The sequence below is a fragment of the Mesobacillus sp. QJM3NY_10 genome (genome assembly GCF_056173465.1).
Window position 1 is genome coordinate 1118865 of record NZ_CM149675.1, and the last position, 13636, is coordinate 1132500.

The window sequence follows — 13636 nt, forward strand, 5'->3', positions numbered from 1 at the left end:
GACGGGAATTTAAAGCAGGGATTTTAAGCGGCCACTTAAATGGCGATTTTAAAATATTAATAGCAATCATATCATAAGAATTTTCAGAAATCAATTAATTATACATTAATTTGGATGGAGGAATATTACAGAAGTGAAGATAGGAATAAAATACACCCTTAAATGTAAACGGTTTCATTTCGAGTGATAAAAATAACAGGTACCGAGCTGGCACCTGTTATGTATAAAAAGATGTATATTTATTCATTAGCCATTGAATAAAATGCCTGATCAACTGCATGAAGTGTTGCTTCGATATCCTCCTGGGAGTGGGCGATGGTCACGAACCAAGCTTCATATTTGGAAGGTGCGAGGTTGATTCCTTGTTCAAGCATCAGATTGAAGAAGCGGGCGAACATTTCGCCATCCGTGTTTTCTGCCTGCTCATAATTCTCGATTTTTTCAGTTGTAAAATAGATTGTCAGTGCACCCTTCAGGCGATTAATCGTGATAGGGATGCCGTGCTTGCTTGCTGAAGCGGTGATGCCTTCCTCGAGCATCGCGCCGAGCTGGTCGAGATATTCATAGACACCATCCTGTTTAAGGACCTCGAGGCAAGCGATGCCTGAAAGGATTGAAGCAGGGTTCCCGGCCATCGTACCAGCCTGATAAGCAGGACCAAGCGGTGCAACCTTTTCCATGACTTCGGCACGTCCGCCATAAGCACCGATTGGCAGGCCGCCGCCAATGATTTTGCCCATAGCCGTCAAGTCCGGAGTAATACCCAGCATGTCCTGTGCTCCCCCATACATAAAACGGAAAGCAGTGATAACTTCATCGAAAATGATCAGCGAGCCAGCCTGATGGGAAAGCTCCTTTACTTCCTCTAAAAAGCCAGGTTTAGGCTCAACGATCCCGAAGTTGCCGACAATCGGCTCCACAAGGACCGCTGCGATTTGGTCACCCCATTTTTCAAGAGCTTCCTTGAAAGGTTCAATATCATTGAATGGTACCGTGATGACTTCCTGGGCGATGCTTTTTGGGACACCTGCCGAATCGGGAGTTCCAAGAGTGGCAGGTCCAGAGCCCGCCGCGACTAGTACCAGATCAGAATGGCCATGGTAGCAACCTGCGAATTTGATGATTTTATCCCGGCCTGTGTAGGCACGCGCCACACGAATCGTCGTCATCACTGCCTCTGTCCCGGAGTTGACAAAGCGGACTTTATCAAGTGCCGGCATTGCTTCCTTCAGCATTTTGGCGAATTTGACTTCATGTGGAGTCGGTGTTCCGTAAAGGACTCCTGTCTCAGCGGCTCTTTTGATCGCTTCTGTTATATGTGGGTGAGCATGGCCGGTAATGATCGGGCCATATGCTGCTAAATAATCGATATATTGATTGCCGTCCACATCCCAGAAGTACGCGCCCTGGGCACGCTCCATCACGATAGGGGCTCCGCCGCCGACCGCCTTGTACGAACGGGATGGACTATTGACACCGCCTACGATATGTTCAAGAGCTTCGCTATGTATTCGCTCGGAATTCGTTCTTTGCATCGTAAAACCTCCTATATGTAACTGCTTTTCTATTTTATCATTATTTCTGTTTTTTACAGATTGTTTCACTTTTCATTCATTTACAATGAAAAAAGAAGTTCACAAGCCTGGAATTACTTTTCGAGCTTAGCGGGCCAGACAAGGCCTTTTTGAATTTTGTGTATGGAGTGATGCCGCTCCTGGTCATCCTCCAGTTCATATCTGAGGGACGGTGGCTTTGGACCAGGAATTCCTTGTGCATTCAACATTCCTCCTTTATGGTGGTACACTACCATCTGACAGACAGGGGAAATAAGGCATAGCATTTGTTTTAGCCGTGAGGATTGGCTAAACTGTTTGAGTGACCAAAGGAGGAAATCAACATGAATGCCATTGAAGTGAACGGGCTTCGGAAGGAATTCAAGGCTTATTCGAGCCGTTCCGGATTATCGGGAGCCTTTCGCGATCTTTTTACACGAAATTATAAAATAGTGCCAGCAGTGAACGATATCAATTTTACCGTCAAACAGGGAGAGATGGTCGGCTACATAGGTGAAAATGGAGCCGGGAAATCGACGACGATCAAAATGCTGACAGGGATCCTGACACCGACTTCAGGAAGTGTGATCGTAAATGGGATGAACCCTCACAGGGAAAGGGAAAGATTTGTCCAGACGATCGGCGTCGTGTTCGGCCAGCGTTCCCAGCTTTGGTGGGACATTGCCGTCCAGGAATCTTTTCGTCTGCTGAAAAAAGTATATAAAGTTTCAGACGCTCAGTATAACGAGCATATGGATCATGTTATTAAAACACTTGATCTTGAGCCATTGCTTGATAAGCCCGTAAGGAAGCTTTCACTAGGACAGAGGATGCGCTGTGAGCTTGCGGCCGCCTTGATCCATAACCCGCCGCTTCTTTTCCTTGATGAGCCGACGATTGGTTTGGATGTCCTTGTCAAATTGAAAATCAGAGAGTTTTTGAAGGAAATCAATGAAAAATACAACACGACAATACTGCTTACGACCCATGATCTAACTGATATTGAGGCATTATGTGAGCGGGTCATCATGCTTGATGAAGGAAATATCATCTATGATGGCGCGTTGAAAAGCCTGAAGGAAAGATGGGGAGAAGGAAAGGAAATCAGCTTTGAATTCCTTGAAAAAGCCGATCTAAGCCGTCTTGAGTCTTTGACGGGCGACCTTGATATCAAATGGGAGCTGGATGAAAGGAAACAGATTTTTACTGCGGTGACAGGCGATGATGAGGAAACTGTATCGCAGGTAATCGCCCGTACAGTTGCTGCCTATAAGGTAAGGGATGTAAAGATCAATGAGCCATCCACAGAAGAAATCATCCGCAATATCTACGATAAAGGGATGTTGCAGCATGGATAAATATATCGAAATGATCCGCATCCGATTTTTGATGATGCTGGCATACAGGACCAATTACTACACAGGAATCTTGATCTACAGCATCAATATCGGAGCTTATTACTTTCTTTGGAATGCGATTTACGGCGGGAAAAGTGAAATCGAAGGCTTGAGTGCCATCCAAATGACGACCTATGTGGCAGTTGCCTGGATGGCAAGGGCGTTTTATTTTAACAATATCGATCGGGAAATGGCTACGGAAATCAAGGAAGGCAAGGTAGCTGTTGAATTGATCAGGCCGTACAACTATCTAGGGATGAAAACAATGCAGGGTCTAGGCGAAGGAATTTTCAGGCTGTTCTTCTTCTCCGTGCCTGGCATGGTCATTGTCGCCTTGATCTTCCCTATTGAGTTTTCAGCGGATGCCGGGACATGGGGGTTGTTCACGATTTCGATCGTGCTGAGCTTTTTAATCAACACACAATTGAACCTGCTGACAGGGATCACCACTTTCTTTCTATATAATAATACAGGCCTTATCCGGGCCAAGCGTGTCCTGATTGACTTGTTTTCAGGCTTGCTGCTGCCAATCAGCTTCTTTCCCGGTTGGGCGCAGGAAGTCATGGGATTCCTTCCATTCCAGGGGATCAGCTATATTCCGAGCATGATTTTTACGAATGGCTTTACTGGGAGCCAGGCGGTCGAAGGGCTTATGCTCCAGGCTGCATGGGTTTTGATATTGGTAATCCCTGTTCAGGTTCTTTGGGTCATTGCTAAAAAACAGTTGATTATACAGGGAGGGTGACGAATGTTTTACATCAGCATGTTTTTTCAATATGTCGCCCAGTATATGAAAACAAGGCTTGAATACCGGGCAGATTTGGTTGTTGAGATCTTTTCAGATTTATTGTTTCAAGCCGTCAACCTGATCTTTATCCTTGTGGTTTTTGATCATACCGAATTCCTTAACGGCTGGAGCCGTGATGAAATCATCTTTATATATGGATTTTTCCTGGTGCCATACGCGCTCTTTTCGTCCTTTTTCAATATCTGGGATTTCAACGAACGGTACATTGTAAAAGGAGAGCTGGACAGAATCCTGACAAGACCGATTCACAGCCTGTTCCAGATTATCCTTGAGCGGATGGAACTGGAATCATTGTTTGGGGCAGTGACCGGGCTGGCCGTCATGTTTTATGCTGGCAGCCGCCTCGGTCTTGAGGTAAGTTGGTCTGACCCACTGTTGTTCGTTGTGTTCGTTCTTGGTGGTGTCCTAGTATACGCCGGCATTTTCGTGATGATCGCCTGCATCAGCTTCTGGGCAGATGCGCGGACCTCGATCATGCCGATGATGTACAATATCGGCAACTATGGACGCTATCCTGTGGATATTTATAACAATGTCATCCGATTTGTCTTGACCTGGATCTTGCCATTCGCTTTCGTCGGCGTCTATCCGGCGGCATACTTCCTGGGCCGTGATGAGTGGTACGGTTACTCGTTTTTGACACCAGTGATAGGGCTTGTGTTTTTCAGCCTGTCTGTTTTCATCTGGAATGAAGGTGTGAAAAGATACCGGGGAGCCGGGAACTGAAAATATAACCAGTAAGACCGCAGCCATAAACGTGCTGCGGTCTTTTTGTGTCGGTTCAGGTTCAGACAAGTTTTGGCGAGGAAGGAGAAAAGCTGTCAGAAGAAGGGGCAACTTCAGACAGGTTTGTGCGTGGAAGGAGAAAAGCTGTCAGAAGAAGGGGTAACTTCAGACAGGTTTGGGTGTGGAAAGAGTCAAGCTGTCCGAAGTAGGATCAAGTTCGGACAGGTTTGTGGGCAGAGGAAGAAAAGTTGTCAGAAGAAGGTGGAACTTCAGACAGGTTTGTGCGTGGAAGGAGAAAAGCTGTCAGAAGAAGGGGGAACTTCTGACAAGTTCGGGTGTGAAAGGAGAAAAGCTGTCAAAAGAAGGGGCAACTTCAGACAGGTTCGGGCGAGGAAGGAGAAAAGCTGTCAGAAGTACGATCAAGTTCGGACAGCTTCAGCACCAAAAAGAGAGAAGCAGTCCAAAGCAGGCATGGTCTGATCCTGCTTTCAGCAAATTATGTTGATTACTTCAAACGAATCGGACTTGCTTGCATACTCCTATTTTCACGAGCGTATAGTTGAAGTGAGAAGAGATGCGGGAAATGAGGCTGGGGAAATGCAGTTTTATATATCAATCTTTTTAATAATAGTGGCGATTTTATTCAGTTTGCGGACATTGTTCATTCCTCACAAGATAAAAGGTAAACAAGTATCGTTTGAAAACTTTGTGACGCTTGCGTTAATTTACGCGACTGTCATGGCTGGTTTCGGGTTGTTGTATTATCTGCTGGATTTAAGAGGGATTTGGGTGCTTTCTGATATAAGCATGCGCCCGAGCAACTCCTCCTATGAAAGGATGTCCACTAGCCTGTACTTCAGTGCAATTACACTTTTTTCAGTTGGATACGGGGATATCGCACCAGTTGGAATAGGGCGGGCGATCGCTGTTTTGGAAGCACTCATTGGCTACACGATTCCAGCCGCCTTTGTGACGAGGGCCATGTTTGACCAAAAACGATCATGACGCATTCCTTTGATTTGTATTCCAGCCCAAAATTAGATAGGCTAAAGATAATAGATCTGATTTTGGAGGGATACATAATGGCATTAGTAATCGGAGAAAAAGCACCGGAATTTGAACTGCCGGCCAGCAATGGTGAAACAGTCAAACTTTCTGATTTTGCAGGGAAGAATGTAGTGCTTTATTTTTACCCAAAGGATATGACTCCTGGGTGCACAACGGAAGCGTGTGATTTCAGGGATCACCATGAGAGTTTCGAAGGAGTGAATGCTGTCGTTCTTGGTGTCAGTCCGGACCCAATCAATCGCCATGAAAAATTCATCGAAAAGCACGGATTGCCATTCCTGCTTTTGGCTGATGAAGACCATAAAACCGCCGAGGATTACGAAGTTTGGAAGCTTAAAAAGAACTTTGGCAAGGAATACATGGGAATTGAACGTTCAACCTTCATCATTGATAAGAATGGCAACCTCGTTAAGGAATGGCGAAAAGTAAAAGTGAAAGGTCATGTTGAAGAGGCCCTCGAATATATAAAAGAAAATCTTTAATTTGAAGACAGCCAGGAGAGGCTGTCTTTTTGCTGAATTGGAGATAGTTATAAGCTATAATAGGGTATGATAATAAAACTATGACCAGTCAGTCATTCATATTTTTTAAAAGTTGGGGAGGCTTAAGGGTGAAGGAAAAGGAAAAAGCAATTATTGAAGCAGCGATTAAGCTCTATGCGACAAAAGGATTTGCTTCCACCTCAATCCAGGAAATTGTTTCAGAAAGCGGAATCTCCAAGGGGGCATTCTATTTATACTTTAAATCCAAGGATGCTTTGTTGATCGCAATCCTTGAATATTACTTTGATTATATTGAAAAGAAGCTGGAAGTGTACGAACAGGAACAACTGTCTCCTAGAGAAAAGTTCGCATTACAGCTTACAGCGTTATTCAATACGATGCTTGAACATAAAGAATTCATCATCATGCAATCAAGGGAACAGGCAATTCCTTTGAATGAAGAGGTAAAGGAATTAATGATCCGCAAGTACTATGAAGCGCAAGTGTTTTATCAAAACAGTCTGCGCGCTATATACGGAGAGAAAGCTGAACCACATCTTTGGGACTTAGCTCTCATGCTTGAAGGATTTTTTAATTCATATATGAAGCTGCTATTATTCAGTCCGGACGGCTTCAAGATTGATGAATTAGTGGAATATATTCTGAGAAGAGTCGACTCACTAGTGTATGGCCTAGAGGGAGAGAATCCTATAGCCTCTGAAGAAAAAGTCAAAGAACTTATTAATAAAACAAAGGCGTACTTCCTTGCGGATGGCCAGGATATTAAAACAATCCTCAAAAAAATGAAACATGCAATTTCCAATCTTGAAAATAACGAAGATTTGAATATTTCGCTGGAAGTGCTTGAAAGTGAGGTAGAAAGGGAATCGCCGCGGATTCCAGTGATCCAGGGGATGTTATCAAACTTCAAGGACGAACAATCTCTGGACGCCTACCGAGAGGCCATTGCAGAGCTCTATGGTCTGAAATGATAAAATTAGCCGCCTATTTTTTTCAATACAGGCTTCTGTCCATTCATTTTAGCTCTAACTGAATATCATTGTATTAGGGCATACCTCCTCAAACGATTTAGCGGGCTACAACAGCCCGCCTTTTTTTATGATTTTATAGGCTTGTAAGTTGTTTAATAAAGTGAAAATTAATACAATTATTAATATGACAATAGAACGAAAGGTTTGGTCTGAATGAAAATATACTCCTCAATTCTGCCTGCAGAGGCTTTGCAGGAAGATGTGAAGAAGGAATTTCCCCAAGTCAGCTTTGAATTCCATAAAGGAATCAATGAAGAATTATTTTTGGATGCAGAAATTTTCCTTACATACGGCGAGGATTTAACTGAAGAACTAATTTATAAGGCTGATCAATTAAAATGGATCATGGTCATGTCTGCAGGACTGGACAGAATGCCATTCGAGGCGTGCAAGAAGCGGGGGATTCTTGTGACCAATGTCAGGGGTATCCATAAAATTCCGATGGCTGAATTTACAATTGGCATGATGCTCCAGCATGTTAAACAAATGAGATCGCTGTGGACTAATGAGCAAGCCAAGGCATGGGAGCGTAAATTGCCGATGGGGGAATTATACGGCAAGACATTGCTCATTCTAGGTATAGGGGCAATTGGCGGAGAAGTGGCGCGACTGGCAAAAGCCTTCAATATGAAGACAATTGGTGTGAACCGAAGTGGCCGTGAAGTTGAATGGGCTGACGAAATATATACGATGGGCAACTATCGAGAGGCCATGCCGGAAGCGGATTTCATTGTCTCCGTAATGCCAAGCACGAACGAAACAAAGCATTTTCTCGATGCTAGCGATTTTGAAATAATGAAGGATACTGCGGTTTTTATTAATATTGGCCGCGGGGACTTAGTGAAAGATGAGGTTTTACTAGCTGCACTTCAGGAAAAAAAGATAGCACATGCATATTTGGACGTATTTTACGAGGAACCACTGAAAGAAAGCCACCCATTCTGGATGATGGAGAATGTAACGGTAACGCCACATATTTCAAGCCTTACGAAGAACTATCTGCCAAGATCTTTTGAAATTTTCAAACATAATCTGCATACATATATTAAAAAAGGTTCGGATTATCTAAATGTAATAGACATGGACAGGGGGTACTAGGAGATGAAGATTTACACAAAGACAGGTGATAAAGGAACAACTTCGCTTATTTATGGAACAAGGGTAGCCAAGAATGATAAACGTGTAGAAGCTTACGGTACATGTGATGAAACGAATTCAATGATTGGGCTCGCTTTAAGCTATTTGAACGGAGAGTATTTCAGCGGCAAAGAAGAAATGCAGGAAATGTTCCATAAAATCCAGACGGCATTGTTTCATGTCGGTGCAGAACTTGCTACACCTTCTGGGAAAAATGTGAAGTGGACTCTTGAGGAAAAAGACATTGAAGAGTTGGAAGCGAAGATTGACGCTTGGGATACGGCACTTCCGCAATTGACCAACTTTATTCTCCCAGGAGGCCATCAGGCCGGCGCGGCGTTGCATGTAGCAAGGACTGTTGCGAGAAGGGCAGAGCGCCAGGCAGTTGAACTGGGCGAAGAGGTTAACCCGCTTGTCCTTTCCTATTTAAATCGACTTTCTGACTTCCTGTTTGTTGCAGCGAGATATGTGAACATGCATCTGGGGGCAAAAGAACAGACCTTGCATCAAAATTAATACGAATACTGTAATTGTAAATGTTTGTGATGTGGCAATATTGACAAAAGTGGAATGAAATTAGTACACTATTTATAAATATTATAAAATAAGAATTATAATTTTAAGTAAAGTGAGGTGCATGGCGGTGGTACAGAGTCAGTTAAAAGAAGCCCTGGATACCTTGAAGGATACAGGAGTCCGTATTACTCCGCAACGTCATGCGATACTCGAATTTTTAATAAACTCAATGTCGCACCCAACAGCTGATGAAATATATAAAGCGCTTGAAGGGAAATTCCCTAATATGAGCGTCGCGACAGTTTATAACAATTTGAGAGTATTCCGTGAAGTTGGATTGGTAAAGGAATTGACATATGGAGATGCATCAAGTCGTTTTGACTTTGTGACTTCCCACCATTATCACGTTATTTGTGACAAATGCGGGAAGATCGTTGATTTCCATTACCCAGGCCTTGACGAAGTAGAACACTTGGCTTCCCATGTAACGGGTTTTAAGGTTGGTAACCACAGAATGGAGATTTACGGCACTTGTCCGGATTGCTCTGCGAAGGAAGTTCATTAAATAGTTTAACTGCTGATGGCAAAAGCTATCAGTTTCTTTTTTTGGAATTAAAAAGAACTCGGCTTCAGCCGAGTTCTATTTTTGTTGTTTACGATTGTATTGTTCGTCAAACTCCTTGCCTTCCAGAGATTGGTCAAGAGTTAACGGTTCATTGCAATACATGCAAATATCCACCCGGCCGAGCATTTTGGTTTGTTTACCACAGTTAGGACAGACGACCTGAACAGTTTTTGTCGATAACATTCCAATCCAAAAATAAACCCCCGTGCTCGCAATGATGAAAAGCAATCCCAGAATCATGAAAATTGTCATGACCAATGGGGAGTTCCGAAAGAAAATACCCGCGTACATAACGATGAAGCCAATGAAAATCAGGCTCAGTGCAAAGGTACGGATTTTATTTATTTTACTAGAATATTTAGCCATTGGAATTTCCCTCCCTAAAATTTAACTATATCATACCATTTGCGGCAAGATAATCATAAAAAAGTCTAAGTCGATGTCGAAAATTGTCTAGAAGAAATGCAGGAGATTTTATATAATTGTCGAACATATATGCTAACAAACAAATGGAGGAGTTTATTATGGAGGATATCCTTCGTTCAATTTATCAAGAACGCGCAAGTCATCCTAATACAGTAGGAGTTGTGGTGGTTGAGAAGAGGCAAAAAGCCGTCGCTGCCACCGATACTTTTGATGTGATCCTACTTATTATAGTAAAAGAAAATAATGACCCAGTCTTTGTAAAGCATTACTCTTATGAAGATAAAAAAGCAGCGATGCATATTGTGACAGAAAAACAAATCAATGATTGGCTGTTAATAGGCAATAACAAAAAAATATTTGATTGGCTGTACAATGGGAAGATTGTTTTTGACAGGAATGAACGGATTGCCAATCTAAAGCATGAACTCAGGGAGTTTCCTTTCTTTGGCCGAAAAATCAAAATGGGAATCGAGTTCGCTAAATTGATCAGAAGGTATTCAGATGGAAGAGTACTCTTTGATAACTTTAATTATTTGGATGCTTATAATCACGTTGTGCATTCGCTTCATCACTTGGCAAGGTTAGCGGTAATCGAAAATGGTTTCCATCCAGAGGTTACAGTGTGGCATCAAGTCAAACAGATCGAACCGGAAATATATAAGTTATATGAAGAATTGATTTGCAGTGAAGAGTCCATTGAAAAGCGGTTAGAGCTATTGTTCCTGGCCAGTGAATTCTTGATCCATAACAGAACGAAGGTTGGCAGCCAGCATTTGCTTGAGGTGATGGAGAGTAAAGAATACTGGTCATTCAATGAATTGATGACACATCCCGAGTTAGCGCCATACTCTGTAGACCTGGGTATTCTTGTGGAATATTTGATAGAGAAGAAAATCCTTGATGTAGTTAATGTTGAAACTAAAGGACAAGGTATTTTTCACAGGTATTATAAATTCGCTGAAAAATTATCCTAAAAAAACAAAAAAAGCTATTGACCATTTAAAAATTACTTGGTATATTAATAACCGTCGCTGCGGAACACAGCAAAAACATTTTCGCGGCAGACGGTTGAAAACTTAAAAGTGCTTTTCAGTCAATAACATTTCTTTTTAAAAAGTTATTGACAGAAAAAACACCAGATGTTATATTAATAAAGTCGCTTCTGGGCGGCATGCTAACTAACTTGCTCTTTGAAAACTAAACAAACAAGCGTCAACAAACAATAAATGATCATGTTTCTTCTATAAGAACATGAGCCAACGTTTTAACTTTATGAGCTAACTCATAACTCTTTCTTGGAGAGTTTGATCCTGGCTCAGGACGAACGCTGGCGGCGTGCCTAATACATGCAAGTCGAGCGGATCTTCATTAGCTTGCTTTTGAAGATCAGCGGCGGACGGGTGAGTAACACGTGGGCAACCTGCCTGTAAGACTGGGATAACTTCGGGAAACCGGAGCTAATACCGGATAATCCTTTCCCCCTCATGAGGGAAAGCTGAAAGACGGTTTCGGCTGTCACTTACAGATGGGCCCGCGGCGCATTAGCTAGTTGGTGAGGTAACGGCTCACCAAGGCAACGATGCGTAGCCGACCTGAGAGGGTGATCGGCCACACTGGGACTGAGACACGGCCCAGACTCCTACGGGAGGCAGCAGTAGGGAATCTTCCGCAATGGACGAAAGTCTGACGGAGCAACGCCGCGTGAACGATGAAGGCCTTCGGGTCGTAAAGTTCTGTTGTCAGGGAAGAACAAGTACCGGAGTAACTGTCGGTACCTTGACGGTACCTGACCAGAAAGCCACGGCTAACTACGTGCCAGCAGCCGCGGTAATACGTAGGTGGCAAGCGTTGTCCGGAATTATTGGGCGTAAAGCGCGCGCAGGCGGTTCCTTAAGTCTGATGTGAAAGCCCCCGGCTCAACCGGGGAGGGTCATTGGAAACTGGGGAACTTGAGTGCAGAAGAGGAGAGCGGAATTCCACGTGTAGCGGTGAAATGCGTAGAGATGTGGAGGAACACCAGTGGCGAAGGCGGCTCTCTGGTCTGTAACTGACGCTGAGGCGCGAAAGCGTGGGGAGCGAACAGGATTAGATACCCTGGTAGTCCACGCCGTAAACGATGAGTGCTAAGTGTTAGAGGGTTTCCGCCCTTTAGTGCTGCAGCAAACGCATTAAGCACTCCGCCTGGGGAGTACGGCCGCAAGGCTGAAACTCAAAGGAATTGACGGGGGCCCGCACAAGCGGTGGAGCATGTGGTTTAATTCGAAGCAACGCGAAGAACCTTACCAGGTCTTGACATCCTCTGACAACCCTAGAGATAGGGCGTTCCCCTTCGGGGGACAGAGTGACAGGTGGTGCATGGTTGTCGTCAGCTCGTGTCGTGAGATGTTGGGTTAAGTCCCGCAACGAGCGCAACCCTTGATCTTAGTTGCCAGCATTCAGTTGGGCACTCTAAGGTGACTGCCGGTGACAAACCGGAGGAAGGTGGGGATGACGTCAAATCATCATGCCCCTTATGACCTGGGCTACACACGTGCTACAATGGATGGAACAAAGGGTCGCGAAGCCGCGAGGTCGAGCCAATCCCATAAATCCATTCTCAGTTCGGATTGCAGGCTGCAACTCGCCTGCATGAAGCCGGAATCGCTAGTAATCGCGGATCAGCATGCCGCGGTGAATACGTTCCCGGGCCTTGTACACACCGCCCGTCACACCACGAGAGTTTGTAACACCCGAAGTCGGTGGGGTAACCTTTATGGAGCCAGCCGCCTAAGGTGGGACAGATGATTGGGGTGAAGTCGTAACAAGGTAGCCGTATCGGAAGGTGCGGCTGGATCACCTCCTTTCTAAGGATATTGCCGTAATGGCAATCGGAATGCGAATCTTTCGATTCGTACTGCGGATTTAACAATCCGCATAGTTGTACGCTTGTTTGTTTAGTTTTGAGGGAGCAATTGCCTCAAAGCTTTATTTTTTTGCTCCTGCGCCATAGCAGCTCGAAGAAGCATTCTTCAGCTCGTCGCAAGGCAGCAAGAAGAATTGCTCTGATGTTAAATCACGATGTGATTGAAGTCAGTAGCCTTGTTCCTTGAAAACTAGATAATCGTAAGTAAGAAGAACCAAGAAAAAACCGAGTGATCGCCATTTTAGTTTTCTCTCTATTTAATAGAGAAATGACCTTTTAGGTTAAGTTAGAAAGGGCGCACGGTGGATGCCTTGGCACTAGGAGCCGATGAAGGACGGGACTAACACCGATATGCTTCGGGGAGCTGTAAGTAAGCTTTGATCCGGAGATTTCCGAATGGGGAAACCCACTGTTCGTAATGGAACAGTATCTTTACCTGAATACATAGGGTATTGAAGGCAGACCCGGGGAACTGAAACATCTAAGTACCCGGAGGAAGAGAAAGCAAACGCGATTCCCTGAGTAGCGGCGAGCGAAACGGGACATAGCCCAAACCAAGAGGCTTGCCTCTTGGGGTTGTAGGACACTCAACATGGAGTTACAAAGGAACGGGGTAGATGAAGTGGTCTGGAAAGGCCCGTCAGAGAAGGTAAAAACCCTGTAGTTGAAACTTCGTTCCCTCCTGAGTGGATCCTGAGTACGGCGGGACACGAGAAATCCCGTCGGAAGCTGGGAGGACCATCTCCCAAGGCTAAATACTCCCTAGTGACCGATAGTGAACCAGTACCGTGAGGGAAAGGTGAAAAGCACCCCGGAAGGGGAGTGAAATAGATCCTGAAACCGTGTGCCTACAAGTAGTCAGAGCCCGTTAATGGGTGATGGCGTGCCTTTTGTAGAATGAACCGGCGAGTTACGATTACATGCAAGGTTAAGTTGAGAAGACG

The 13636-nt window shown here is 44.4% G+C and carries 13 protein-coding genes and 2 rRNA genes (1 of these 15 running past the window's edge); 13 read left to right on the forward strand and 2 right to left on the reverse strand.

Annotated features, from left to right (window positions below; translation table 11 throughout):
- Positions 1-239: 239 nt before the first annotated feature.
- Positions 240-1535: a glutamate-1-semialdehyde 2,1-aminomutase gene (locus tag AC0VX7_RS05590; protein WP_475427041.1), complete on the reverse strand. Its 1296-nt coding sequence runs from the start codon at positions 1533-1535 to the stop codon at positions 240-242.
- 362 nt (positions 1536-1897) lie between these two features.
- On the opposite strand from AC0VX7_RS05590, the gene AC0VX7_RS05595 reads away from it, so the two are divergent.
- The 10 genes from AC0VX7_RS05595 (at position 1898) to perR (ending at position 9304) form a co-directional block, all read left to right on the forward strand.
- Positions 1898-2911 (forward strand): ABC transporter ATP-binding protein, encoded by a 1014-nt coding sequence (locus AC0VX7_RS05595; RefSeq protein WP_475427042.1) that lies wholly within the window; start codon positions 1898-1900, stop codon positions 2909-2911.
- Positions 2904-3695 carry an ABC transporter permease gene (locus AC0VX7_RS05600; protein WP_475427043.1) on the forward strand — a complete coding sequence of 264 codons (792 nt, stop codon included), beginning with the start codon at positions 2904-2906 and terminating at the stop codon, positions 3693-3695. The genes AC0VX7_RS05595 and AC0VX7_RS05600 overlap by 8 nt, the downstream gene beginning before the upstream one ends.
- A 3-nt stretch (positions 3696-3698) precedes the next feature.
- Entirely contained in the window at positions 3699-4484 is a 786-nt protein-coding gene (locus AC0VX7_RS05605) for an ABC transporter permease (protein WP_475427044.1), read from the forward strand.
- A gap of 72 nt (positions 4485-4556) precedes the next feature.
- Complete coding sequence (locus AC0VX7_RS05610; protein WP_475427045.1) at positions 4557-4964, forward strand: hypothetical protein; 408 nt, start codon at positions 4557-4559, stop codon at positions 4962-4964.
- A gap of 117 nt (positions 4965-5081) precedes the next feature.
- The gene (locus AC0VX7_RS05615; RefSeq protein ID WP_475427046.1) at positions 5082-5489 is read left to right on the forward strand and encodes an ion channel; all 408 of its coding nucleotides are present in this window, start codon (positions 5082-5084) and stop codon (positions 5487-5489) included.
- 77 nt (positions 5490-5566) lie between these two features.
- The gene (bcp, locus tag AC0VX7_RS05620; RefSeq protein ID WP_475427047.1) at positions 5567-6034 is read left to right on the forward strand and encodes a thioredoxin-dependent thiol peroxidase; all 468 of its coding nucleotides are present in this window, start codon (positions 5567-5569) and stop codon (positions 6032-6034) included.
- Positions 6035-6162: 128 nt separating this feature from the next.
- The gene (locus AC0VX7_RS05625; protein WP_475427048.1) at positions 6163-7026 is read left to right on the forward strand and encodes a TetR/AcrR family transcriptional regulator; all 864 of its coding nucleotides are present in this window, start codon (positions 6163-6165) and stop codon (positions 7024-7026) included.
- A gap of 213 nt (positions 7027-7239) precedes the next feature.
- A complete protein-coding gene (locus AC0VX7_RS05630) occupies positions 7240-8184 on the forward strand; it encodes a D-2-hydroxyacid dehydrogenase (protein ID WP_475427049.1) in 945 nt (314 codons plus the stop codon).
- Positions 8185-8187: 3 nt separating this feature from the next.
- On the forward strand, positions 8188-8739 hold the full coding sequence (locus tag AC0VX7_RS05635; protein WP_475427050.1) for a cob(I)yrinic acid a,c-diamide adenosyltransferase: 552 nt from the start codon (positions 8188-8190) through the stop codon (positions 8737-8739).
- Between the two features lie 121 nt (positions 8740-8860).
- Positions 8861-9304 (forward strand): peroxide-responsive transcriptional repressor PerR, encoded by a 444-nt coding sequence (perR, locus tag AC0VX7_RS05640; protein WP_041967611.1) that lies wholly within the window; start codon positions 8861-8863, stop codon positions 9302-9304.
- 75 nt (positions 9305-9379) lie between these two features.
- Here the strand turns inward: perR and AC0VX7_RS05645 are convergent, their stop codons facing one another.
- The gene (locus AC0VX7_RS05645; protein ID WP_215037137.1) at positions 9380-9730 is read right to left on the reverse strand and encodes a YgzB family protein; all 351 of its coding nucleotides are present in this window, start codon (positions 9728-9730) and stop codon (positions 9380-9382) included.
- A gap of 158 nt (positions 9731-9888) precedes the next feature.
- Here AC0VX7_RS05645 and AC0VX7_RS05650 point away from each other — a divergent pair, with 158 nt between their 5' ends.
- The 3 genes from AC0VX7_RS05650 to AC0VX7_RS05660 form a co-directional block, all read left to right on the forward strand.
- Positions 9889-10764 (forward strand): nucleotidyltransferase-like protein, encoded by an 876-nt coding sequence (locus tag AC0VX7_RS05650; RefSeq protein WP_475427051.1) that lies wholly within the window; start codon positions 9889-9891, stop codon positions 10762-10764.
- A gap of 318 nt (positions 10765-11082) precedes the next feature.
- Positions 11083-12633 (forward strand): 16S ribosomal RNA (locus tag AC0VX7_RS05655).
- A gap of 338 nt (positions 12634-12971) precedes the next feature.
- Positions 12972-13636: ribosomal RNA gene (locus AC0VX7_RS05660) — 23S ribosomal RNA — on the forward strand (it continues 2270 nt past the right edge of the window).
- Together the 16S and 23S rRNA genes form the textbook arrangement of a ribosomal RNA operon.

What these genes read in the sequence shown, in the direction of transcription:
- AC0VX7_RS05590 (WP_475427041.1), bottom strand. Translation starts at nt 1,535, where the DNA reads ATGCAAAGAACGAATTCCGAGCGAATACATAGCGAAGCTCTTGAACAT.
- AC0VX7_RS05595 (WP_475427042.1), top strand. Translation starts at nt 1,898, where the DNA reads ATGAATGCCATTGAAGTGAACGGGCTTCGGAAGGAATTCAAGGCTTAT.
- AC0VX7_RS05600 (WP_475427043.1), top strand. Translation starts at nt 2,904, where the DNA reads ATGGATAAATATATCGAAATGATCCGCATCCGATTTTTGATGATGCTG.
- AC0VX7_RS05605 (WP_475427044.1), top strand. Translation starts at nt 3,699, where the DNA reads ATGTTTTACATCAGCATGTTTTTTCAATATGTCGCCCAGTATATGAAA.
- AC0VX7_RS05615 (WP_475427046.1), top strand. Translation starts at nt 5,082, where the DNA reads ATGCAGTTTTATATATCAATCTTTTTAATAATAGTGGCGATTTTATTC.
- bcp (WP_475427047.1), top strand. Translation starts at nt 5,567, where the DNA reads ATGGCATTAGTAATCGGAGAAAAAGCACCGGAATTTGAACTGCCGGCC.
- AC0VX7_RS05630 (WP_475427049.1), top strand. Translation starts at nt 7,240, where the DNA reads ATGAAAATATACTCCTCAATTCTGCCTGCAGAGGCTTTGCAGGAAGAT.
- AC0VX7_RS05635 (WP_475427050.1), top strand. Translation starts at nt 8,188, where the DNA reads ATGAAGATTTACACAAAGACAGGTGATAAAGGAACAACTTCGCTTATT.
- perR (WP_041967611.1), top strand. Translation starts at nt 8,861, where the DNA reads ATGGCGGTGGTACAGAGTCAGTTAAAAGAAGCCCTGGATACCTTGAAG.
- AC0VX7_RS05645 (WP_215037137.1), bottom strand. Translation starts at nt 9,730, where the DNA reads ATGGCTAAATATTCTAGTAAAATAAATAAAATCCGTACCTTTGCACTG.
- AC0VX7_RS05650 (WP_475427051.1), top strand. Translation starts at nt 9,889, where the DNA reads ATGGAGGATATCCTTCGTTCAATTTATCAAGAACGCGCAAGTCATCCT.